This window comes from Pseudomonas sp. NPDC077408, from assembly GCF_050269105.1.
Lineage (GTDB): Bacteria > Pseudomonadota > Gammaproteobacteria > Pseudomonadales > Pseudomonadaceae > Stutzerimonas.
On sequence record NZ_JBNNHS010000002.1, the window covers coordinates 404072 to 426002 of the forward strand.

The 21931-nt window shown below is 62.3% G+C and carries 19 protein-coding genes; 15 read left to right on the forward strand and 4 right to left on the reverse strand.

Going from position 1 to position 21931, the window contains the following annotated elements; translation table 11 throughout:
• The first annotated feature begins 13 nt into the window (after positions 1–13).
• From ACQKEK_RS06935 to ACQKEK_RS06950, 4 genes are read left to right on the forward strand one after another with little or no spacing between them, the layout of a single operon-like run.
• Positions 14–676 (forward strand): SGNH/GDSL hydrolase family protein, encoded by a 663-nt coding sequence (locus tag ACQKEK_RS06935; protein WP_499141759.1) that lies wholly within the window; start codon positions 14–16, stop codon positions 674–676.
• Positions 673–1341: an alginate O-acetyltransferase AlgF gene (locus ACQKEK_RS06940; protein WP_499141761.1), complete on the forward strand. Its 669-nt coding sequence runs from the start codon at positions 673–675 to the stop codon at positions 1339–1341. The genes ACQKEK_RS06935 and ACQKEK_RS06940 overlap by 4 nt, the downstream gene beginning before the upstream one ends.
• 9 nt (positions 1342–1350) lie before the next feature.
• Positions 1351–2766 (forward strand): MBOAT family O-acyltransferase, encoded by a 1416-nt coding sequence (locus ACQKEK_RS06945; RefSeq protein WP_499141763.1) that lies wholly within the window; start codon positions 1351–1353, stop codon positions 2764–2766.
• 10 nt (positions 2767–2776) lie between these two features.
• Positions 2777–3916, forward strand: a complete 1140-nt coding sequence (locus ACQKEK_RS06950; RefSeq protein WP_499141764.1) for an alginate O-acetyltransferase AlgX-related protein — start codon at positions 2777–2779, stop codon at positions 3914–3916.
• A 13-nt stretch (positions 3917–3929) separates the two neighbouring features.
• Here ACQKEK_RS06950 and ACQKEK_RS06955 read toward each other — a convergent pair whose 3' ends face one another.
• Positions 3930–5579 (reverse strand): acyl-CoA dehydrogenase family protein, encoded by a 1650-nt coding sequence (locus ACQKEK_RS06955; protein ID WP_499141765.1) that lies wholly within the window; start codon positions 5577–5579, stop codon positions 3930–3932.
• 238 nt (positions 5580–5817) lie between these two features.
• Positions 5818–7758 carry a sensor histidine kinase gene (locus ACQKEK_RS06960; RefSeq protein ID WP_499141766.1) on the reverse strand — a complete coding sequence of 647 codons (1941 nt, stop codon included), beginning with the start codon at positions 7756–7758 and terminating at the stop codon, positions 5818–5820.
• Positions 7759–8024: 266 nt separating this feature from the next.
• Between ACQKEK_RS06960 and ACQKEK_RS06965 the strand changes: the two genes are divergently transcribed.
• The 10 genes from ACQKEK_RS06965 (at position 8025) to lnt (ending at position 17699) form a co-directional block, all read left to right on the forward strand.
• Positions 8025–8819 (forward strand): hydroxymethylpyrimidine/phosphomethylpyrimidine kinase, encoded by a 795-nt coding sequence (locus tag ACQKEK_RS06965; protein WP_045424087.1) that lies wholly within the window; start codon positions 8025–8027, stop codon positions 8817–8819.
• A gap of 13 nt (positions 8820–8832) precedes the next feature.
• Positions 8833–9471 carry a thiamine phosphate synthase gene (thiE, locus tag ACQKEK_RS06970; RefSeq protein ID WP_499141767.1) on the forward strand — a complete coding sequence of 213 codons (639 nt, stop codon included), beginning with the start codon at positions 8833–8835 and terminating at the stop codon, positions 9469–9471.
• A gap of 60 nt (positions 9472–9531) precedes the next feature.
• Positions 9532–10815, forward strand: a complete 1284-nt coding sequence (gene hemL, locus ACQKEK_RS06975) for a glutamate-1-semialdehyde 2,1-aminomutase (RefSeq protein WP_499141768.1) — start codon at positions 9532–9534, stop codon at positions 10813–10815.
• Positions 10812–11450 (forward strand): hypothetical protein, encoded by a 639-nt coding sequence (locus tag ACQKEK_RS06980; RefSeq protein ID WP_499141770.1) that lies wholly within the window; start codon positions 10812–10814, stop codon positions 11448–11450. The genes hemL and ACQKEK_RS06980 overlap by 4 nt, the downstream gene beginning before the upstream one ends.
• A gap of 123 nt (positions 11451–11573) precedes the next feature.
• Entirely contained in the window at positions 11574–12098 is a 525-nt protein-coding gene (locus ACQKEK_RS06985) for a tetratricopeptide repeat protein (protein ID WP_499141771.1), read from the forward strand.
• Between the two features lie 165 nt (positions 12099–12263).
• Positions 12264–13604 carry a tRNA (N6-isopentenyl adenosine(37)-C2)-methylthiotransferase MiaB gene (miaB, locus tag ACQKEK_RS06990; RefSeq protein WP_499135533.1) on the forward strand — a complete coding sequence of 447 codons (1341 nt, stop codon included), beginning with the start codon at positions 12264–12266 and terminating at the stop codon, positions 13602–13604.
• 130 nt (positions 13605–13734) lie between these two features.
• A complete protein-coding gene (locus ACQKEK_RS06995; protein WP_499141772.1) occupies positions 13735–14742 on the forward strand; it encodes a PhoH family protein in 1008 nt (335 codons plus the stop codon).
• A complete protein-coding gene (gene ybeY, locus ACQKEK_RS07000; RefSeq protein ID WP_499141774.1) occupies positions 14735–15202 on the forward strand; it encodes an rRNA maturation RNase YbeY in 468 nt (155 codons plus the stop codon). Before ACQKEK_RS06995 ends, ybeY begins: the two co-directional genes overlap by 8 nt.
• A gap of 39 nt (positions 15203–15241) precedes the next feature.
• The gene (locus ACQKEK_RS07005; protein ID WP_045424070.1) at positions 15242–16090 is read left to right on the forward strand and encodes a CorC family transporter; all 849 of its coding nucleotides are present in this window, start codon (positions 15242–15244) and stop codon (positions 16088–16090) included.
• Positions 16091–16187: 97 nt separating this feature from the next.
• Entirely contained in the window at positions 16188–17699 is a 1512-nt protein-coding gene (gene lnt / locus ACQKEK_RS07010; protein WP_499141775.1) for an apolipoprotein N-acyltransferase, read from the forward strand.
• Positions 17700–17732: 33 nt separating this feature from the next.
• Here lnt and ACQKEK_RS07015 read toward each other — a convergent pair whose 3' ends face one another.
• Positions 17733–18506, reverse strand: coding sequence for a YdcF family protein (locus ACQKEK_RS07015; protein ID WP_499141776.1), 774 nt, complete (start codon positions 18504–18506; stop codon positions 17733–17735).
• A 72-nt stretch (positions 18507–18578) separates the two neighbouring features.
• Complete coding sequence (locus ACQKEK_RS07020; RefSeq protein WP_499141777.1) at positions 18579–19031, reverse strand: hypothetical protein; 453 nt, start codon at positions 19029–19031, stop codon at positions 18579–18581.
• Between the two features lie 255 nt (positions 19032–19286).
• On the opposite strand from ACQKEK_RS07020, the gene leuS reads away from it, so the two are divergent.
• The gene (leuS, locus tag ACQKEK_RS07025; protein WP_499141778.1) at positions 19287–21893 is read left to right on the forward strand and encodes a leucine--tRNA ligase; all 2607 of its coding nucleotides are present in this window, start codon (positions 19287–19289) and stop codon (positions 21891–21893) included.
• The last annotated feature ends 38 nt before the right edge of the window (positions 21894–21931 follow it).

Consider the following 21931-nt stretch of genomic DNA (forward strand, 5'->3'; position numbering starts at 1 on the left):
CAGGAGCCACACGATGTCCGTCCTCGCCGGCCTCACCCTGCTCGTTCTCGGCGAAAGCCACATGAGCCTGCAAAACCACCTGACCGAGCCGCTCAACGCCGCTCTCGTCGCCAAAGGCGCACAGGTGCACTCGATCGGGGCCTGCGGGGCAAGCGCAGCCGACTGGCTGACCACCAAGAAGGTCGATTGCGGCGCCGAGCAACAAGGCACCGGCAAGCTGCTGATCAAGGGCCGCGAAGCCACCACTACCCCGATCAAGGACCTAATCGCGCAGAAGAAGCCCGACGTGGTGGTACTGGTCATCGCCGACACCATGGCCTCCTACGACAAGCCGGCCTTTCCCAAGGCCTGGGCCTGGCAGAGCGTCACCAGCCTGACCAAGGCCATCGCGGCTACCGGCACCAAGTGCGTGTGGGTAGGCCCGGCATGGGGCAAGGAAGGCGGTATGTACAAGAAGAACGATTCGCGCACCCAGCTGATGTCGAAGTTTCTCGAATCCAACGTGGCGCCCTGCACCTACGTCGACTCGCTGAAGATGGCCAAGCCGGGGCAATGGCGGACCACCGACGGCCAGCACTTCACTGTTGCCGGCTACAAGAGCTGGGGCGCAGGTATCGCTGACGCCATCGCCAAGCTCCCGCCTGAAGCCCTCGGCGCCAAAGGGGCCAAGCAATGAGCCGCTCACGCCTGTTGATTACCTGGCTAGCGGCAGCACCACTGTCTGCCTTGGCGGCCTCGATCCCGCTGTACCCCACCGGCCCGAGTGAAGACTCGGCGTTTCTGCGCTTCGTCAGCGCAGCGCCCGGTACCCTTGAGCTAGTCGCCGCTGGCTCTGGCGCAACCCTAGCGCTTGAAGGCGACAGCGCCGCCTCGGACTTTTTGGTGGTGCCGGCCGGCACGCCCGTGCAGGGCACACTGACCCGCGGCGAGCAGCAGCATGCACTGAACGTTACCGTGAAGCCCGGCGAATTCGTCACCGTTGTCGGCCTCGCCGGCAAGGGCGAGACGATGGACGTACGCGTGGTGCGTGAGCAGGCGGACGACTTCAGCGCCCTCAAGTCCTCGCTGGCCTTCTACAACCTCGACGGCGGTTGCAAAAACGCCACCTTGAATGCCGCCGGGCGCGACGTTTCGATCTTCAAGGCAGTGGCGATGGGCGGCTTCCAGCGGCGGCTGATCAATCCACTGAACCTGTCGGTGCAACTGCTGTGCGACGGTCAGCTGGTGGGCGAGCCGCTGGCGCTCGGCCAGTTGGAAGCCGGCGAGCGCTACAGCGTCATGCTGGCACCTTCTGCAGATGGATCTCGCCTGTTTCAGGCCAGGGACACAGTGGCCAATTGAAGAACTGACATGGTATTCGCCTCCCTCGAGTTTCTGATCTTTTTCCTGCCGGCGTTTGTGCTGGTCTACAGCCTGAGCCCGGCTGGCTGGCGCAACCCGGTGCTGCTGGTCGGCAGCTGGTTCTTCTACGGCTGGCTGAGCCCGATGTTCCTATTGCTGCACATCGTGCTGACGGTCATCGCTTGGCTGGGAGGACTGTTGATCAACCGCCTGCCCGAACAGGGCAGGACGAGGGTGCGGGTACTCGCGGCGCTGATCGTCCTGAACGTACTGGTGCTGTGCTGGTACAAGTACGCCAATATGGTGGCAGGTCAAATCAGCGAGCTACTGATGGGCATGGGGGCGATGTCGCTGGAATGGCAACACGTCGCGCTGCCGGCGGGGCTGTCATTCATTGTGCTGCAGGCGATTTCCTATATGGTTGACGTGCATCGCCATGTGGTCCCGGTCGAGCGCAGCTTCGTCGCTTACGCCACCTACCTATCGATGTTCGGCCACTCTATCGCCGGGCCGATCATTCGCTACAACTGGGTACGCGAGGAGCTGGCACAGCGCCGCGCCACCTGGATGAACTTCTCCCTCGGCGCCCGACGCTTCATGATCGGCATGAGCATGAAAGTGCTGGTGGCCGACAGCTTGGCGCCGCTGGCCGACACCGCCTTCGCGCTGGAGCAGCCGAGCTTCGTCGACGCTTGGATCGGCTGCCTCGCCTATTCGATGCAGCTGTTCTTCGACTTCGCCGGCTACAGCGCCATGGCCATCGGCATCGGCTTGATGCTCGGCTTTCACTTCCCCGAGAACTTCAACCGACCATATCTGGCGCGCAGCATCCAGGATTTCTGGCGCCGCTGGCACCTGTCGCTGTCCAGCTGGATTCGCGACTACCTGTATATTCCCATGGGCGGCAACCGGCGCAGCGAGTGGATCACCTACCGCAACCTGTTCCTGACCATGGCGATTGCCGGCCTATGGCACGGCGGCGACAGCTGGAACTTCCTGCTCTGGGGCGGGCTGCACGGGCTGGCACTTTGCGCGGCGCGCGCCTGGGACCAGGCAGGTCTGCGCGCCATGCCGGCCTTCCCCGCGCATGCACTGACCTTGCTGTTCGTGGCACTCGCCTGGACACTGTTCCGCGCACCGGACCTGGACAGTGCGCTGTCGATGTACGCCGGGCAGTTCGGCCTGCACAGCTTCGGCCTCGGCGATGCCCTGGCGGTAACCTTGCGCCCGGCCCACGGCATCGCCGCCATGCTCGGCATCGTCTGCGTTATCCTGCCGGTCTGGCAGGCCCGTGCCGAAGCGCGCTGGAGCGATGATCGCTGGTTCCTTATGCTGGGCGCGGCCTGGCCGATCTGCGGTTTCCTGCTGTCGTTCGCGCTGATCGCCAGCCGCGAAACCGTGCCCTTCCTGTATTTCCAGTTCTGAGGGCCGCCTGATGACCACTCCTTCGCTCCCCTCCTCTCCGGCACCGGTTCCACCTTCCGAGCTCAGCGTCCGGCTGAGTCCGCTGGCCGGCGTGGTGCTTGTGCTGTTCTTCGTCTGCGGCCTGCTTTCCTGCCTGTGGGCGGTTTATACCGGCCGCGTCGACCTGATCGAAGGCCGCCCGAGTTGGGACGCGCTGCTCCATGGCGAGGTGACTCACCGCATCGCCGACGAACTGGCGAATGTGCCCTTTCCCGAGCAGGCCGCGCGCCTCGAACGTGCCGCCAGCTGGCTGCTAATCGACGACCTCGGACCACGCGTGCGCGAAGGGTGCGATGGCTGGCTGTTCATCGCCGACGAGTTAAAGGTCCATCCCGAGGCTGACGCGAACGCCGCCGCCAAAGCGGAACAGGTTAACGCCGTGCGCAAGTATCTGGCCAGTCGCGGCATTGAGCTGATCGTCGCCATCGTGCCGGACAAATCGCGCATCGTCCGCGAGGCGTTGTGCGGTATTCCTCGGCCGGAGCGTTTCGAGGCGCGAATCCGGGATTGGACGGCGCAGCTGGCGGGCGTACGCACCCTGAACCTTACCCCGGTACTCGCGACGCTGGGGCCCGAGGCCTTTCTTCGCACCGATACTCACTGGAGTGAAGCCGGTGCACAGGCGGCCGCTGCCGCATTGGCCGCAGCGGTGAAGCAAACCGAGGTGAACCCCAGCCCGGCGAAAACGCTGGTCGCTCATCCCGGAGAACCTCAGCCGCGCCCCGGCGACCTTCCGCGCCTGGCTGGCCTCGACTGGCTACCGCCCGCGCTGCAGCCCGAACAGGAAAGGGTCCGCCCCACCCGCTTCGAAACACAGGCCGAGGCCAGCGACATTCTCAGTGAAGATGACCTTTTCGGCGACGCGCAGCTGCCCAATATCGCGCTGATCGGCACCTCGTTCTCGCAGAACTCAAATTTCCATGCCTTCCTCGAACAGGCCGTAGGCGCCGCGGTAGGCAACTTTGCCAAGGATGGCGGCGAGTTCGCTGGCGCCGCTACCCGCTACTTCGCCAGCCGTGACTTCAGCGAAACACCGCCGGAGCTAGTGATTTGGGAAATCCCCGAACGGGACATTCAAACGCCGCAGGCCGGCGCGATCCTGCCCAAGTAGGCGACGGGCGCACCTAGCGCTCGGTCGGCGCACTACGCGCCAGCAGCGCACTGATGTCGAGGCCGCGCGGCAGCGTGCCGAAGGCCCGGCCGTTACCCGCCAGGCGGCTGGCGATGAACGCATCCGAGACTTTATCGTTACCCGCTTCAAGCAGCAGCTTGGCCTGCAGCGCGACGGCTACGTCTTCGGTGAGCTGACGCGCGCGGTACTGGATGTCGCCTTTATCGGCAAAAGCCGTTTGCAGCCCTTTGATGTGATGTTGCAAACGCACATCGCCATGACCGTCGCCCAGCTCGGCGAACAGTACCTCCAGCACACCAGCCTCCTTGGACAGCGCACGCAGGACATCCAGGCACTGCACATTGCCTGAGCCTTCCCAGATGGAGTTCACCGGCGCTTCGCGATAGAGGCGCGGCATGATCGTCTCCTCAACGTAGCCGGCGCCGCCGAGGCATTCGCTGGCTTCGGCGACCATTTCCGGAGCGCGTTTGCAGATCCAGTATTTGCCGATCGCCGTGACCAGCCGGGCGAACTTCTCCTCCTGCTCGTCGAACGGATTGTCCATCGCGCGCCCCATGCGCATGGTCAGCGCCAGTGCAGCCTCGCTCTCCAGCGCCAGGTCGGCCAGCACGTTCTGCATCAGCGGTTGTTCAATCAAGGCACGACCGCCCACCTGCCGATGCGTGCAATGGTGCATGGCCTGGGTCAGCGCTTGGCGCATCAATGAGCTGGAGCCGATCATGCAATCAAAACGGGTCGAGGAGACCATCTCGATGATGGTGGGCACACCGCGCCCCTCCTCACCGATCATCCAGGCCAGCGCGCCGCGGTATTCGACTTCGCTGGATGCATTCGACCAGTTGCCCAGTTTGTTTTTCAGCCGCTGGACATAGAACTGGTTACGGCTGCCATCGGGCCTATGCCGCGGCAGAAGGAAGCACGACAAGCCTTGTTCGGTCTGCGCCAGGGTCAGGAAGGCATCACACATAGGCGCCGAACAGAACCACTTGTGCCCGACCAGCTCGTACTCCTGGCCTGGACCACGCGCCCCGACGGCATGGGCACGAGTGGTGTTGGCCCGCACATCGGTGCCGCCCTGTTTTTCGGTCATGGCCATGCCGATGGTGACGCCGCTTTTCTGCTCCATCGGCAGGTTGCGTGGGTCGTATTCCCGGCTGAGGATCGTTGGCAGCCAGACGTCGGCAATCCCAGGCTGCTGTCGCAGGGCGGGAACGCTGGCGTAGGTCATGGTCAACGGGCAGCTGCTGCCGGCCTCGGCCTGGTTGTGCAAATACATCAAACCGGCACGCGCCACCTGGGCGCCGGATTGCGGATCGGTCCAGGGCAGTGACGGGATGCCATGAGCAATGGCGGCACTCATCAACTGGTGATAAGCCGGATGAAACTCCACCAGATCGATGCGGTGTCCGTATCGGTCATGGCTCTTGAACACCGGCTTGTTCTCGTTGGCCAGAAACCCGGCAGCCATCAGGGGCCCACCGGCCAACGCGCCGTAAGCATCCAGCCGCGACTCGGCCCAGCCGCCCCGGTATCGCCGCACCCAGTCCTGCAGCGGCAGGTCGAGACGGTACAGGTTGGCACCGTCCAATGGCGGGACCTGATTCAGCACCTCGTGGGTTTCGGCGTATTGCAGCAGGCTCATATCGGGTCTCCTCGGCAGATGCGGCAAGGGGCCCGACGGCATGCAACTAGGGGTTAGTAATAGCTACCGCTGTCACTGCGATGAATCGCCGGGCCGAGCGGGCACCGGCTGGTGGGCACCCACCAAAGAAGTGAAGCACGCAGGTACGCCGGGCAAAAGTGAGGTTTCGGCCAAAGTCTGCGCGTTGCAATGGCGAAACAGGCCGCAGCCTTAGGCGCGGGCGCTCAGCGTTGCACGTTCAGGTCAGCTCTACCGGTAGCAATACCTGGAAGCGGCTGCCGCGACCCGGCTCGGATTGGCAGGACACCGTTCCGCCCTGCAACTCAACCAGCTGCTTGCACAGAGACAGGCCGATTCCTAGCCCACCGTACTGGCGGGTCATGCTGCCATCGAGCTGGCGGAAGTATTGAAACAGCGAGTCATCGACCGGCGCATCGAACCCCACGCCCGTATCGATCACCGTCACATCGAGCGAGTAACCAGGCGCTGACTCGTATCCTTTGACCGAAAGTGTGATGCCGCCGCGCAGGGTGAACTTGATGGCGTTGTCGAGCAGGTAGCCAAGGCTCTGTTTCAATTTGCCGGGGTCACCAACCAGTATTTCCGGCAGGTGGCCATCGAGCTCGAGATCGAAGCTCAACCCGCGCGTTGCGGCCCGCGCGCCGTATTCCGCATAAAGCTCATCGACCAACATCCGCAAGCTGAACGGCGCGTTGCTCACCCGCAACTTGCCCGCCTGCAGTTCAGTCAAGGCGAGGATGTCATTGACCAGCTGCATCATGTCCCGCGCCGATCTGGTTGCGATGCGCTGGTATTGCTCAAGCTCGCCGCTCAGCTCTAGGGTGCGCATAAGGTCGAGGCTGCCGATCACGCCGTGCATCGGAGTTCGTAATTCGTGGGTGACGTTGGCCAGGAACTGATCCTTGAGGCGGTTGCTCTCGGCCAGTTCGCGGTTCATGGCTTCGAGTTTACGCCCGGTCTCCATGAGCACTTGGGCACGCTCTTCCTTCATCATGTTGATCCGGTCGGCCAGGGCCAACGACAACAGCGCCACCTCGAGCGCCGAGCCGATCTGGCCGGCATACATGGTGATGAACGTATGCGGCAGGTACCCCAGCACCATCAGCGTGTTGATCTGTCCCCCGATGAGAAAGGCCGACCAGGCGATCAAGAAATAACGCGCAACACGCATCCCTCGATGCCAGGCCACAATGGCGGCGACGAAAATAATCAGAATGAACCAGAGTGCAAGGAAGGTCGCCATCCGCAGCGCCAGCGCGTAACTGGAGGTCAGCGATACGATCATCGTCACCGCCCCCAGCCCCATCAGCAGCATCAGGGCACGGTCGATCCAGGGGCTGTGCTCGCTGGTATGCAGAAAGCTGCGCGCGAACTGACAGCCGAACAGACCCGCCGCACCAATGAGAAATGGCGTCGATGCATTGGCCCACCACGGCCAGTTCGGCCAGAGATACTGAACGCCAAGGCCGTTCACCGATACCTGATATAGGCCGAACGAGGCGATGTAGAGGATGTAATAGAGGTAGCTGCGATCACGGACGCTGAGGTAGATGAACAGGTTGTAGAACAGCATCACCAGCAACACGCCGTAGATGATCGCTAGCACATAGATGTGCCCGGATTGTTCTTCCAGGTAGGCCACTGGCGACCAAAGGGTGAGCGGGATCTGAATCGAGCCCTGACTTTCCAACCGCAGGTAGATTCGCTGTGGCTGGTTAGGCGCTAGCTGCAGGTCGAACAGATGGTTGCGTTGCCTGATCTGGCGCTCATGGAACGGCAACGCGTCGCCGCTCTGCTGCGCAAGGCGATAGCCACCGCGACCATCAGGCAGGTAGAGGTCGAGATGGTCGAGCGGCGGATACGCCAGCTCCAGCCACCAGCGGCTGTGTTCAGCTGGCGCCTCGGCACGGTAGTTCAGGTCGATACGCAGCCAGAACGCCGAGCGTGAGTAACCGGCATTGAGCACATCCTCATCGCTCTCGACGAAGCGCCCCGCGGCATCGAGCTCGACCACCTCAGCGATGGTGGCTTCGCGGCTGGGGTCCTCCAGCACCGCCATGACCTGGCCGAGTGGAAGACGCTGGGTGTTGCTGTTGAGCTCGACGGCACCCGACATCGCTGGCAGCAGGGCGAGCAGTAAAAGAAGAATATGGTGCATGGGGAGGCAATCCGTCGAGCTGCGCCAGAAGAACCCCCGTTCTCCCGAATACACACAGCCAAAGCTAAGTGCTGGCACTTTAACATGGTTCTGGCGCCACAGAATCGACGCTATGTGCCCACCGGACGGACGTACGCGGCGGCAACCGCGAGCCCGTGCCGGCGCGAGCTGCCCGGGAGGATTGGTGATAAGCTCGCACGCCATGAAAATCCGGCAGCGCCTAGCCTCGGCCGGACCCACCACACCATGACTCGGGGAACCCATCGATGTCCGGCCATTGCTCCCGCCCTGTCGTTCTTTGCCTTTCCGGCCACGACCCGAGTGGCGGTGCTGGGCTACAAGCCGACATCGAAGCGCTTATCGCCCAGGGCTGTCACGCCGCCCCGGCGGTCACTGCACTGACCGTTCAGGACACCGTCAACGTCACCGACTTTCGCGTGCTCGATCGCGAATGGGTGCTGGCTCAGGCTGACGCCGTCATAGCCGACTTGCCAGTGGCCGCGGTCAAACTGGGCATGCTCGGCTCGGTTGAAATGGTCGAGACCGTATTGGAAATCATGCAGAAGCTGCCTGGCATCCCACTGGTTTGTGATCCGGTGCTGCGCGCCGGCGGCGGCGGCGCGCTGGGCAAGGACGAAGTCGGATACGCCATGCGCGAACGGCTGTTTCCAGTATCTACCATAGCCACCCCGAACCTGCCTGAAGCACGGATTCTTGCCGAGCTTCCGGAAGGCAGCGCCGATGAATGTGCGGAAAAGCTGTTGCCCTTCATCCGTCACCTGCTGATCACCGGCGGCCATGGCGACGAGACCGAAGTCCACAACCGACTCTACTCACGTGATGGCAGCCGCTACGATTTCAGCTGTCAGCGCCTGCCCGGCAGCTATCACGGGTCCGGCTGCACCCTGGCCAGTGCGTTGTCCGGAAGGCTGGCGCTGGGCGAGGATCTGGCCAGCGCGGTGAAATCCGCCCTCGATTACACCTGGCGCACCCTGCGTGACGCCGAAGCACCAGGCCGTGGCCAATATATTCCACGACGCCTGCCGCTGGATCTGGCCTGACCGGAGCGCTGCCATGAAAGACACCAAACTGCGCGGGCTCTACGCGATCACCGACAGCAAACTCTTGGCCGACGGGCGGCTGCTGCCCTATGCCGAGGCGGCGCTCAAAGGCGGTGCTCGGCTGCTGCAATACCGCGACAAGTCCGAGGATGACAGACGGCGTCTACGCGAGGCCGAGGCCTTGCGCGAACTTTGCGATCGTCACGGCGCCCAGTTGATCATCAACGATGATGCCGAGCTTGCCGCCCGCCTGGGCGTCGGCCTGCATCTCGGCCAGGAAGACGGATCGCTCTCAGCGGCTCGTGCCCTGCTCGGCCGCCAGGCCATCATTGGAGCGACCTGTCATGCGCGCCTGGATCTGGCTGAGCAGGCCATCCGTGAGGGCGCCAGCTATATCGCGTTTGGCCGGTTCTTCGACTCCCACACCAAGCCCGGCGCGCCCTCGGCGACGCCTGAACTGCTGGCAGAGGCCCGACAGCGGTTCAGCGTGCCGATCACCGCGATTGGCGGCGTGACGCTGGACAATGCGCCAGGCCTGATCGCCAAGGGCGCCAGTCTGATCGCCGTCGTCCACGCCTTGTTCGCTGCCGATTCGGCGAACGAGGTCGAACGCCGCGCGCAGGCCTTCAGCGAACTCTTCGCTATTAATTGAACACGGCACGGCTCCAGCCGCCGTGCTCCTCAAACCTATTCCTGTATCGAGAGAGGCACTATGTCCCGTTCCGAAACCCTCTTCGCAAGTGCTCAGAACCGAATTCCAGGCGGCGTGAACTCACCGGTACGCGCCTTCCGCAGCGTTGGCGGCACGCCGTTATTCTTCAAGCACGCCGAAGGCGCCTATGTCACCGACGAAGATGACAATCGCTACGTAGATTACGTCGGTTCCTGGGGCCCGATGATTCTGGGGCACAGCCATCCTGACGTACTCGACGCGGTCCGCAATCAGCTGCAACACGGATTGTCCTACGGCGCGCCGACCGCCATGGAAACCGAAATGGCCGAGCTGGTCTGCAGTCTGGTGCCATCCATGGAAATGATGCGCATGGTCAGCTCCGGCACCGAGGCGACCATGAGTGCAATCCGTCTAGCCCGTGGCTACACCGGGCGCGACAGCATCATCAAGTTCGAAGGCTGCTACCACGGCCACTCCGACAGCCTGCTGGTGAAGGCAGGCTCAGGTGCCCTGACCCAAGGGGTTCCCAGCTCTGCGGGGGTACCGGCAGCATTTGCCAAGCACACCCTGACGCTGCCATTTAACGACCTGGCCGCTGTCGAGCAGATGCTCGCCGAAGTGGGCAGCGAAGTGGCCTGCATCATCGTCGAGCCGGTCGCAGGCAACATGAACTGCGTACCGCCGGCACCCGGTTATTTACAGGGGCTGCGCGAGCAGTGCGACAAACACGGCGTGGTGCTTATCTTCGACGAAGTGATGACCGGCTTCCGCGTCGCCCTCGGCGGCGCTCAGGCCCATTACGGCGTCACCCCGGACCTGACCACCTTTGGCAAGATCATTGGCGGCGGCATGCCGGTCGGCTGTTTTGGCGGCAAGCGCGCCATCATGGAGCGCATCGCCCCGCTGGGCCCGGTTTATCAGGCCGGCACTTTGTCAGGTAATCCGCTGGCGATGGCGGCCGGCTTGACGACGCTGAAGCTGATCAATCGCCCCGGTTTTCATGAAGAGCTCACCGCTTACACCACGCGCATGCTGCAGGGCCTGAAAGAGCGGGCTGAAGCCGCCGGCATTCCGTTCGTCACCACCCAGGTGGGCGGCATGTTCGGTCTGTATTTCAGCGAAGCGGACAACATCGTCACGTTCGACGACGTAATGTCCAGCGACGCCGAGCGCTTCAAACGCTTCTTCCACCTGATGCTTGAGGGCTGCGTGTATCTGGCGCCCAGCGCGTTCGAAGCCGGCTTCACCTCCATCGCTCATGGCGATAAGGAGCTGCAGATCACCTTCGATGCCGCCGAGCACGCCTTCGCTCAGCTGAAATGAACCTGATCCCCGATCTACTACAAGCCGTGCTGCTGACCCTGACGGGGTTGGCGAGCGCCATCTGGATCGGCAGCGCCCGCCGCGGCTACGGTGAGCCGGATCAACCGGCTCTGTTCTCGGCACTGCTTGCGTTCAGTCTGGCGGCCGGGACAGGTGCATGCGCGGCGGCACGCCTAGCACTAGGTGCTGATACGCTCGAAGCGGAACGCTGGCTGCTGCAGGCAACCTTGCTGCTTGGCTTGCCGCTCGTCGGTGTGGTCGCGTTGACTCTGTCGCGCAGATGGATCTGGAGCCGCCCCACCTGGGGCCGTGTGGTGATTGGGTTATGCGCGTTTTTTGAACTGGCCAGGCAGCTGGGCTGGAGCGCGCCGTATGCGCTTTCGCTGGGTTTGCTGAGCGCTCTGCTGGTGGTTTATGCAGGCTTGCTGCAATGGCCTGCACGCCTGCAGGCCGCGGCGGGGTTGGCTGGCGGCGTTTTGCTCATGGCTCTGCTCCCATGGGGTGGGCTGCTGCTCAGCTCCAACCCGCTGCTGGCCTATCAGCAGCTGTGGCTGGCACTGGCCATTCCGATCATCGCCTGGCTATTGCTCCATCTACCCGGGAATATGCGAGAAGAAAGCCCTGCGCCCACATAAAAAGCCGCAAGCCTGCCGTTAAAGCCTTTGTAAGCAGGCCACCGCTTATCCATAATGTGACAGTCGGCTCGTTTCACGCCGAACCTTTCAGTCACCGCCCTGATCTTCGAGGCGCCTTGATTCATGACTTGCACCGGTCGCAGCCTCACTCTTGGCTGCCTGCTGCTACTCACTCCCCTGCTGGGCATCGCGGGCGGCAACTCGCTGCTGATCCCTGCCACTTCCCGCTGCGCGCTCAACACCGTCCCGGAAGCGATGAACGAAGCGCTACGCGCCTGCGAACATGCCGCCAACGGGGGTGACCTGCAGGCGGCCTATGAGCTCGGTGACTATTACTACAACGGCCGGCGCGTTCCACGTGACCTGGCCAAAGCGCTTCACTGGTTCGAGCAGGCCTCATTGAAGGGACACGCATTGGCCCAGCATCGACTCGGCGTGATGTTCTTTCGCGGTGAAGGGGTGCCCGCCAACAACGTCCAGGCTTACGTTGTGTTGAAGATGTCGGCGGTCAATGGCGAAGAAGAGGCGCTGGATACTGCCGATCGTGTCTCGGCGCAGATGGGCCGTGAGGAGCACGAAATCGCGACTCAGGTCCTCGGGCAGATCTTTCGCGACTATCTGATGGACCTGCAGACGGCGGGCGAATAGCGCGCTGCCAGCGAATGCGTACTCCGACTGGCCTCAATGTCACCAAACCCGCCTGTTTTCCCTTGCGACTCACGGCTTGAGGCGGGCCTTTGCGCTTGCGCTTTTATCGCCCACGCCCTGGTCGTATAATCGCCGGTCATTTTTTGCACAACGCCGGCCCGTAACATGACCCGCAAGCTCTATATCGAAACCCACGGTTGCCAGATGAACGAGTACGACAGCTCGCGCATGGTTGACCTGCTGGGTGAGCAGCAACCTCTCGAGATCACTTCAAATCCGGCGGAAGCCGATGTGATCCTGCTCAACACCTGCTCGATTCGTGAAAAGGCCCAGGAGAAGGTGTTCTCGCAACTGGGCCGCTGGCGGGAGCTCAAGCTTGAAAACCCGCAGCTGGTGATCGGTGTCGGCGGCTGCGTTGCCAGCCAGGAAGGCGCGGCGATCCGTGACCGGGCGCCCTATGTCGATGTGGTCTTCGGTCCGCAGACGCTGCACCGCCTACCCGAAATGATCGATGCAGCGCGCACGACGAAGAAACCGCAGGTCGACATTTCGTTTCCCGAGATCGAAAAATTTGACCGCTTGCCCGAGCCGCGCGTCGACGGCCCGACCGCGTTCGTCTCGGTCATGGAAGGCTGCAGCAAATACTGCACGTTCTGCGTGGTGCCTTACACCCGTGGCGAGGAAGTCAGCCGTCCGTTCGACGATGTGCTTGCCGAAGTCATTCACCTGGCCGAAAACGGCGTTCGGGAGGTCACATTGCTCGGACAGAATGTCAACGGCTACCGCGGCGCTACCCATGACGGCCGCACTGCCGATCTGGCCGAACTGATCCGCGTGGTCGCGGCAGTCGATGGCATCGACCGCATCCGCTACACCACCAGCCACCCACTGGAATTCTCCGATGCGCTGATCCAGGCTCACGCCGAAGTGCCAGAGTTGGTGAAGTATCTGCATCTGCCGGTTCAGTCAGGCTCGGATCGGGTGCTGGCCGGGATGAAGCGCAACCACACCGCGCTCGAATACAAGTCACGCATCCGCAAGCTCAAGGCCGCCGTACCGGACATCCTGATCAGCTCTGACTTCATCGTTGGCTTCCCAGGCGAAACCGAGAAGGACTTCGAGCAGACCATGAAGCTGATCGAGGACGTTGGTTTCGACTTCTCCTACTCCTTTGTCTACAGCTCGCGGCCGGGCACGCCAGCAGCGGACCTGGTCGACGAAACCCCAGACGACGTGAAGAAGCAGCGCCTGGCGATCCTGCAACAGCGGATCAACCAACAGGGTTTCGAGAACAGCCGACGGATGGCGGGCACGCAGCAGCGCATTCTCGTCACGGACTACTCTAAGAAAGACCCAGGCATGCTACAGGGTCGTACCGAACACAACCGGATCGTCAATTTCCGTTGCGACAATCCGCGGTTAATCGGACAGTTTGTCGACGTGCACATCGACGAAGCGCTGCCGCACTCGTTGCGCGGCACACTGCTGGAGCCGGTCGTTAGCTGAGCACCGCGTTACTGCGGCCGATCGCCGAATGAGCTGCAGCCGCAGTAACGCAACGGCTCGCCACTGCTTTTTTCTTCACGCAGCGCTATTCTCCTCCCATCTTTTTGCAAAGCAGGTCAACTAAAAGCCCTTGAACGCCCCCACAGAACCTCATCGCTTTACCCTCGAACCCTTTGAAGCCAATCGCTTTGCCAATCTCTGCGGTCAGTTCGACGAGCATCTGCGCCTCATCGAACAACGCCTGGATCTGGAAATCCGCAACCGTGGCAACCAATTCGAGTTGGTCGGCCCGAGTGATGTGGCCCAAGCTGCAGAGCATCTCCTGCGACGCCTGTATCGCGAGACCAAGAGCATTGAGCTCTCGCCAGACACGGTTCATTTGTTCCTGCAGGAGTCGGCAATGGAAGAGTTGAACAACTCGTCTACGACGCCGAACATTTCGCTGCGCACCCGCAAAGGCAATATCCGTCCACGCGGCGTCAATCAGCAGCTCTACGTGCAGTCGATCCTCGACAACGACATCAACTTCGGTATCGGCCCAGCCGGCACGGGCAAGACCTATCTGGCGGTCGCCTGCGCTGTCGATGCACTGGAGCGCGAGCAGATTCGCCGCATCCTGCTGGTACGTCCGGCAGTCGAGGCCGGTGAAAAGCTTGGCTTCCTGCCCGGCGATCTGGCCCAGAAGATCGACCCTTACTTGCGCCCGTTGTATGACGCGCTCTACGAGATGCTCGGTTTCGAGCAGGTCGCTAGGCTGATCGAGAAACAGGTCATCGAGATCGCGCCGCTGGCTTACATGCGTGGACGCACGCTGAACAACAGTTTCATCATCCTCGATGAGAGTCAGAACACCACCCTCGAGCAGATGAAGATGTTTCTGACCCGCATCGGCTTCGGCTCGACAGCGGTGATCACCGGCGACATTACGCAGGTGGACCTGCCTCGTGGCACCAAGAGCGGTCTGGCCCACGTGATCGAAGTCCTGAAGGACGTCAATGGCATCAGCTTCACGCACTTCAAACCCAAGGACGTGGTACGCCATCCGCTAGTACAGCGAATTGTCGAGGCCTACGAGGCATTCGAGGGCGATCAGGCACAAAACGGTAATCGTACGCTTCAGGAACATGGACGTGATTGAGCTCGACCTGCAATGCGAAAGCCAGGGAGCCATCCCGTCCGAGGCGGACCTGCGTCGCTGGTGTGAGTTGGGGCTGCGCCAGCGCACGGCCGACTCCGAGCTGACCATCCGCCTGGTGGACGAACCTGAAGGCCGCGAGCTGAACCGGACATGGCGACACAAGGATTACGCCACCAATGTGCTTTCCTTTCCGGCCGAAGTGCCCGACGGACCGGGCGGCGTTCCGATGCTGGATATTCCGCTGCTGGGCGATCTGGTGATCTGCGTACCGGTGCTTGAGCGGGAGGCGGTAGAACAAGGCAAGACACTGCAGGCGCACTGGGCGCATCTGGTCATCCATGGCTGTCTGCACCTGCTCGGCTACGATCATATCGATGACGACGAAGCCGAGGAAATGGAGAGCATCGAGCGTCAACTGTTGGCGGAACTGGGTCACGCCGACCCTTACGCCGACGAATAGCCCGCTACGGGCAACTGCAAGGACCACTGAGTCAAAGATATGAGCGAAGACCGATCGAGCAACGGGCAGAAGTCCTGGTTTGGGAAAATCAGCCAGGCTTTTGCCCATGAGCCGAAGAATCGTGAGGAGCTGCTGGAAGTATTGCGCGGCGCTCACCAGAACAAACTACTCGACAACGAAGCCCTGGCGATTGTCGAAGGTGCCATCCAGGTCGCCGATCTGCAGGTGCGCGACATCATGGTGCCGCGCTCGCAGGTAATGAGCATCAGGGCCGACCAGTCGCCGAAGGAGTTTCTCCCCGCGATCATTTCCGCAGCGCACTCGCGCTATCCGGTAGTGGGCGACAGCCTCGACGAAGTTATCGGCGTGCTGCTGGCCAAGGACTTGCTACCGCTGATCCTGCAAAACGATCAGCAGAATTTCGACATCAAGGACCTGCTGCGCCCCGCCACCTTCGTGCCCGAATCCAAACGCCTCAACGTGCTGCTGCGCGAGTTCCGCGCCAATCACAGTCATATGGCGATCGTCATCGACGAATACGGCGGTGTCGCCGGACTGGTGACCATCGAAGACGTACTCGAACAGATTGTTGGTGATATCGAGGACGAGCACGACATCGAAGAAGACAGCTACATCCGGCCACTGCCTAGCGGCGACTTTCTGGTCAAGGCGCTGACACCGATCGATAGCTTCAACGAGTTCTTCCAGAGCGAATTTCCGGATGAGGAATTCGATACTGTCGCTGGCCTGGTGATGAGCACCTTCGGTCATCTGCCCAAGCGTAACGAGGTGACTGAGATAAATGGCTTCCGCTTCCGCGTGCTGAACGCCGACAGTCGCCGCGTGCATATGCTACGCCTGACCCGTACCGAAGCTGAAAGCCGCTAGGGTTCTGCGGGGGCTGTTGCACTGGCTTAGATAGATCCTTTTAGCATTCACCCGCCGTGCACCCTCCATGCTCGCGGCGGTTACTCAAGGAACATCCATGCGCTGGATTACCCGCCCCGGCTGGCTGGGCAACCTGCTGGCGCTCGCCGCCGGCGCCCTGACAACGCTGTCGCTTGCCCCCTTCGATCTCTGGCCGCTGGCCCTAGTGTCGATGGGTCTGATTTATCTGGGCCTGCGCGAGCTGACGCCGAAACAGGCGGCCGGCCGCGGCTGGTGCTACGGCTTCGGCCTGTTCGCCTCGGGCGTCAGCTGGGTCTACGTCAGCATTCACGACTTTGGCTCGGCCCCGCCTGTCTTGGCCGGTGCGCTGACCTTGGGCTTCGTCGCCGGGCTGGCGCTGTTCTTCCTGTTGCTTGGCTGGGCCTGGGCCCGCTGGCTGCGACAACCGACGGCGCCCCCGCTCAACGCTCTGCTGTTCGCCGCGCTCTGGCTCGCCTTGGACGCACTGCGCGGCTGGGTACTGACCGGTTTCCCCTGGCTGTATGCCGGTTATAGCCAACTAGAAGGGCCATTGGCGGGGCTTGCGCCACTCGGTGGCGTCTGGTTGCTGACCTTTGCGCTCGCATTGACCGCATCACTGCTGGTCGAGCTACCCCAGCTTCTGCGTCACAAGGCATCGCTGACCGGAGCATCGCTGCTCGTAGTGGCCCTATGGGGCGGCGCATTGGGCTTAGGCAACCACACCTGGACAACCGCAAAAGCCGAACCGATCACCGTCGCCGCGATGCAGGGCAACGTCGCGCAAAGCATCAAATGGGACCCGAAAAAGCTCGAGATGCAGCTCCTGCTCTATCGCGACATGACCTTCCGCAGCCAACCTGTCGATCTCATCGTCTGGCCCGAAACCGCAGTACCGATACTCAAGGAGCATGCCGAAGGCTACCTGACGATGATGGGCCGCTTCGCCCAGGACCGGCAGTCAGCCTTGATAACCGGCGTTCCGGTACGCCAGCCCAATGCCGACGGCGAGCTGCGCTACTACAACGGCCTGACCACGGCGGGCGACGCGCAAGGTACCTACCTGAAACAGAAACTGGTGCCCTTCGGTGAGTATGTGCCGCTGCAGGACATGCTGCGTGGCCTGATCGCCTTCTTCGACCTGCCCATGTCGGACTTCGCGCGCGGCACGGCGGAGCAATCGCTGCTACAGGCCAAGGGCTACCGGATCGCACCGTTCATCTGCTACGAGGTCGTCTACCCGGAGTTTGCCGCCAGCCTTGCAGCGCAGAGCGACATCTTGCTCACCGTTAGCAACGACGCCTGGTTCGGCCACTCGATAGGCCCGCTGCAACATCTGCAGATGGCGCAGATGCGAGCCCTTGAAGCCGGTCGCTGGATGATTCGCGCCACCAACAACGGCGTCACGGTGCTGATCGACCCGCACGGTCGCATCGTCGAGCAAATCCCGGCGTTCAAGGAAGCGGTGCTATACGGTGAAGTCACGCCCATGCAGGGATTGACGCCCTATCTGCAATGGCGCTCCTGGCCGCTGATCGTCGTCTGTGTGTTGTTGCTCGGCTGGGGCCTGGTGCGCCGTCGGCGGGGCTGATGCACAGCGCAGCCACCACCGGCCAACGCAGCGCTATTCAGAGTCGCCGTCATAAAGCAACGGATAGACCAGCATGCCGACCGCTTCGTTGAGCAGCATGCCGGTTTGCCAGACGGCCTTCGCCTCGGGCAGCCAGCCACCAAAGGGTCGCCCGTTGGGGACACCCACGAATCCTACCGGGGCGGCGATCACCTTCAGTCCCACCGCCTCGAAACACCAGCGGGACCGTGGCATGTGCGATGCCGAAGTCACCAGCACGACACGCTCGATGCCCGCCGCCTTGAGCACTTCCGCACTGTAGCGCGCGTTCTCCCAGGTGGTCCGACTGCGCTCTTCGAGCCATTGCGTCGGTGTGTTGAAATCGCGCTCCAGCGCCTCGGCAGCCAGTAGCGCTTCACTCGGCGGCTCGCCATAGTGCAGCCCACCACTCGCCAGGATCGGCAGCCCCGATGCCTTTGCCAATCGCGAGGCGTAACGCAGCCGCTCGAGCGCAATATGGCTGGGCTGATCGGAACCCCAGCCAGGATCGGCCTGTTCACGACCTGCGCCCAACACGACAATCGCTTGGGCACGCCGGCCGAGGTCGCTCCACTCCGAGCGATCCAGCGCCACTTCGCTTTCAATTGCCCGCGCTGCCCATTCGACTGTCACCGGCAGACTCATCAGCCACAGCCCGCCGAATCCCAGCACGAAACAGAACGCTGCCAGCCGTGGCGAGCGCCGCCGCAGCCACCAGGCCGCGAGCAACAGCAACAACAGCCCGCCGGGCGGTAGCAGCAATTGTTTAAAGAAATAGCGTATCGGCATGTGCAGCTCCGGTTGATCGGTCGCCACAACTTTACCTTCCGGGGCGCCCGTTTGTCGGCAGCACGGACGCCTTCAATGCTTCGGGTAGGTATGCAACCGTTGCCTGGCACGCAGCAACTGCGAACCACACGCCGAACAGGCCACCGGACCGGCCCCCTCTGGCCAATGCACGCTGGCGCCGCAGAGCGCGCAGGTCATCGCCTGCTGAAGCGCGGGTGGACTCTGCTTGCAGCGCTTGCCGGAGTGATGCCGCAGCACATTACGCAACGCGGGCCGGGCCGCCTGGCGGTCCAGCTGCGCCTGCTCCTCGGCAGCCGCGTGCCAACCGGACAGCCATTGGGAGTCCTGCTGGAGATAGGCACGGATCAAATCAAACTCGGCAGGCGTCAAACCACCAACCTCCAATTCGGTAGTAGTCCCAGTGTCATCACCCGCCGTTCGTTCGGCTTCTTCCAGAGCCAGTGACAGCCGCTGCAGCACGCGTCCGTACAGGGTTCCCTCATCCGCCTGGCGCTCTCTACCCATGATTCACCTCGTGTTCATCCCGCCCCCAGTACAAGCGTAGTTCAGACTCGAACATCCACCTCGCACTCGACAAACGGGGCCGAACAATGCTGGCAAATCGGGTTTCCCTCGGTTGCAAAGGGTCATGTATGCTACGGCGCTTCCATGCGTTCGTATCAACCCGTTGCGCCGCCGTTTGCGTCAGGCTTAGAGCCGGCGGTGCGGCAGCCCGAGTTGCGATGCGAGCAGCCAGCCTCTTTTCCAACGCCAGTAGCCATGCACGAACAGTATCAGCCCCGCGAGATCGAAGCCGCCGCGCAGTCCCACTGGGACGCGCAAAAATCCTTTGAAGTGAGCGAACAGCCAGGCAAGGACACCTTCTATTGCCTGTCGATGTTCCCCTACCCCAGCGGCAAGCTGCACATGGGGCACGTGCGCAACTACACCATCGGCGACGTGATTGCACGCTACCAGCGTATGCAGGGCAAGAACGTGCTGCAGCCCATGGGCTGGGACGCGTTCGGCATGCCAGCAGAAAACGCAGCGATGAAAAATAAGGTCGCGCCGGCCAAGTGGACCTACGAAAACATCGACTACATGCGTACCCAGCTGAAGAGCCTGGGCCTGGCAGTCGACTGGACGCGCGAAGTCACCACGTGCAAACCCGATTACTACCGTTGGGAACAATGGCTGTTTACCCGCCTGTATGAAAAAGGCGTGATCTACCGCAAGAACGGCACCGTCAACTGGGACCCGGTCGACCAGACCGTGCTGGCCAACGAGCAGGTCATCGATGGCCGCGGCTGGCGTTCCGGCGCGCTGATCGAGAAGCGCGAAATCCCCATGTACTACTTCAAGATCACCGCCTACGCGGATGAGCTGCTGGAAAGCCTGGACGAGCTGGACGGCTGGCCGGAACAGGTCAAGACCATGCAGCGCAACTGGATCGGCAAGTCGCGCGGCATGGAGATCAGCTTCCCTTACGACGTCGCCAGCATCGGCAGCGAAGGCGTGATGAAGGTCTTCACCACCCGCCCCGATACGCTGATGGGTGCAACTTACGTGGCCGTTGCTGCGGAACATCCGCTTGCCACCCTTGCCGCACAGAACAATCCCGAATTGCCGGCGTTCATCGACGAGTGCAAGCGTGGCGGCGTGGCCGAAGCCGATATCGCCACTCAGGAAAAGAAAGGCCTCGCCACCTCCCTGCGTGTGCAGCACCCACTGACAGGCGAACTGCTGCCGGTCTGGGTCGCTAACTATGTATTGATGAATTACGGCGAAGGCGCGGTGATGGCCGTACCGGCCCACGACGAGCGCGACTTTGCCTTTGCCACCAAATACGACCTGCCGATCAAGCCGGTGGTGCGCACAAGTGCCGGCGACGAAACACCCGCGCCCTGGAACGATGCCTATGGCGAACATGGGGAGCTGATCAACTCTGGCGATTTCGACGGGCTGGACTTCGACGGCGCCTTTGATGCCATGGAAGCCGCGCTGCAGCGCAAAGGCCTGGGCCAAGCCCGCACCCAGTTCCGCCTGCGCGACTGGGGCATCAGCCGCCAGCGTTACTGGGGCTGCCCGATTCCGATCATCCATTGCGAAACCTGCGGGGATGTCCCGGTGCCGGAAGACCAGTTGCCGGTCGTACTGCCCGAAAACGTCGTCCCTGACGGCGCCGGTTCGCCGTTGGCCCGTATGCCGGAATTCTATGACTGCAGCTGCCCCAAATGCGGCGCCGCAGCCAAACGTGAAACCGACACCATGGACACCTTTATCGAGTCGTCCTGGTACTTCGCCCGCTACGCCTCACCTCACTATGATCAGGGCATGGTCGACCCAGTCGCAGCCAACCATTGGCTGCCGGTAGACCAGTACATCGGCGGCATCGAGCACGCGATCCTGCATCTGCTCTATGCGCGCTTCTTCCACAAGCTGATGCGTGACGAAGGGCTGGTCAGCTCCAACGAGCCGTTCAAGAACCTCCTCACCCAGGGCATGGTCATCGCGGACACCTATTACCGCACCCTGGAAAACGGTGGCAAGGACTGGTTCAACCCGGCCGACGTCATCGTCGAGCGCGACGCCAAGGCCAAGGTCATTGGTGCGAAGCTCGCCAGCGATGGCCTGCCGGTGGAGATCGGCGGCACTGAGAAGATGTCTAAATCGAAGAACAACGGTGTCGACCCGCAAGCCATGATCGACAGCTATGGCGCCGATACCTGCCGCCTGTTCATGATGTTTGCCTCGCCGCCGGACATGAGCCTGGAATGGTCCGATTCCGGCGTCGAGGGTGCGAGCCGCTTCCTGCGCCGTGTCTGGCGACTGGCACATGCCCACGTCAGCGCGGGTGCCGTTGTGAAACTGGATATATCCGCCCTCAGCGATGAGCAGAAGGCTGTACGCCGTGCGATCCACCTTGCGATCAAGCAGGCCAGCCAGGATGTTGGGCAGCATCACAAATTCAACACCGCGATCGCCCAGGTGATGACGTTGATGAACGTGCTGGAGAAAGCAGCCGCTGCAACAGAGCAGGACCGCGCGTTGCTGCAGGAAGGCCTGGAAACCGTCGCACTGCTGCTGGCCCCTATCACACCCCACATCTCCCACGAACTCTGGCAACAGCTGGGCAACAGCGGCTCGATCATTGATGCACAGTGGCCGGCCGTCGACGAGTCTGCTCTGGTTCAGGACAGCCTGACGCTGGTGGTGCAAGTCAACGGCAAGCTACGCGGACAAATCGAAGTGCCCGCCAGCGCCACACGTGAAGAAGTCGAAGCCACTGCCCGCGCGAACGAGAACGTAGTGCGTTTCACCGAGGGCCTGACGATTCGCAAGGTCATCGTGGTGCCGGGCAAGCTGGTTAACATCGTCGCTAACTGATTCGCCTTGGCGCGTGCGCCAAGGCTGGCAAGGGGATA